Annotated in this window: 1 protein-coding gene; it reads left to right on the top strand. The window is 61.9% G+C overall.

Annotated features, from left to right (window positions below):
- The first annotated feature begins 143 nt into the window (after positions 1 to 143).
- The gene (locus EWE75_RS24550; protein ID WP_130160629.1) at positions 144 to 1,175 is read left to right on the top strand and encodes an IS110 family RNA-guided transposase; all 1,032 of its coding nucleotides are present in this window, start codon (positions 144 to 146) and stop codon (positions 1,173 to 1,175) included.
- The last annotated feature ends 306 nt before the right edge of the window (positions 1,176 to 1,481 follow it).

Here is a 1,481-nt window from a genome sequence, read left to right on the forward strand (position 1 = left end):
ACGAACATGACGTAATCGCGGGAGCGGTGGCCACGAAATGCGGTGGCGATGTTCGAAGGCCTAGTCGGGTGGCTGCCCCCCGATAAGATGAAGTTACGGGCTCACGATCGGCACCGGGCCCAGGCATCTAACGGAGGACAACCATGGAGCAGTATATCGGTCTCGACGTGTCCATGAAAGAGACGGCAGTCTCGATCCGGCAGGGCGGCAAGAGGATCTGGCGCGGCAAATGTGCTTCAGATCCGCAACTTCTTTCGGCGATGATCCGCAAACGCGCGCCGGAAGCCAAGCGGGTAGTTTTCGAGACGGGCCCATTGTCGGTATGGTTCTACCACGCGTTGACGGCGGAAGGCATGCCGGCGATCTGCATCGACGCACGGCACGCCAAAGCGGCGCTCGATATGGCCGCGAACAAGACCGATGCCAACGATGCCGATGGTCTGGCGCATCTCGCCGAGATCGGCTTCTATCGGGAGGTCCGCGTGAAAGGCTTCGACAGCATGTTGATCCGCACGCTGGTCACGGCGCGTCGCCAGCTTTTGAAAATGCGGTTGCAGATGTCCAACCAGATCCGCGGGCTTATGAAGACATTCGGTCTCATCGTGCCCAAGGGAGCCGGCAGTGTATTCGATCGCAATGTCCGCACTCTCTTGCAAGGCGAGGTGGGACTCGGGCGCATTGTTCTGCCCATGCTTCAGGCCTGGGGTGACATCCGGCTTCGGGTAGCGGAACTAAGCAAGCACTTGGTGGCGATGGCGGGCGCCGACCAGCGCTGCCGTCTGTTAACCTCGGTCCCTGGTGTAGGCACCGTCACGGCCACTGCCTTCGCCGCGGCGGTGGAGGACCCGGCAAACTTCAAGAACTCGCGCGCGGTTGGCGCGTGGGTTGGCCTCACTACCAGACGCTTCCAGTCCGGCGAGGTCGATCATGATGGCCATATCTCGCGGCGCGGCGACAATAAGCTGCGCAGCCTGCTCTACGAAGCAGCTGCGGTCATCCTCAACCGGTCGACGGAGACGAGCACGTTGCGGACCTGGGCGCTGGCCCTGAAGGAACGGCTCGGCTTCAAACGGGCGGCCGTGGCGCTGGCCCGCAAGCTTGCGGTGATCATGCATGCGATGCTCAAAACGGGCGAACTGTTTGATCCGCATGCCGGAGCACCCGCTGCCGCTTGAACCCGGCAGCCGTCCGCCAAGAAAACCGTTATCAGCCATTTCACCGTTAGCGTCCTTCCAGGACGCGCCCAGTCGTCCCTGCCGGGACGCGGACGGGATCATTCCGCGAAGCGGGAAGCACTGCCGGGTTCTGGTAGAGTGCGTCACGAACATAGGAAGATCTCACCGACGAAACCCATCCTGCGGCGATCAATCTCGCATCGACCGCGTAGACGACCCTGTACCCGGCATACGAACCGACAACGGACGGAACGGCTGACCAAGATATACCTGCCTCTTGACAGCGAGGCGATTAGACGACCCGCT

Source organism: Sphingomonas populi, from assembly GCF_004208535.1.
GTDB classification, from domain to species: Bacteria; Pseudomonadota; Alphaproteobacteria; order Sphingomonadales; family Sphingomonadaceae; genus Sphingomonas; species Sphingomonas populi.

What these genes read in the sequence shown, in the direction of transcription:
- EWE75_RS24550 (WP_130160629.1), top strand. Translation starts at nt 144, where the DNA reads ATGGAGCAGTATATCGGTCTCGACGTGTCCATGAAAGAGACGGCAGTC.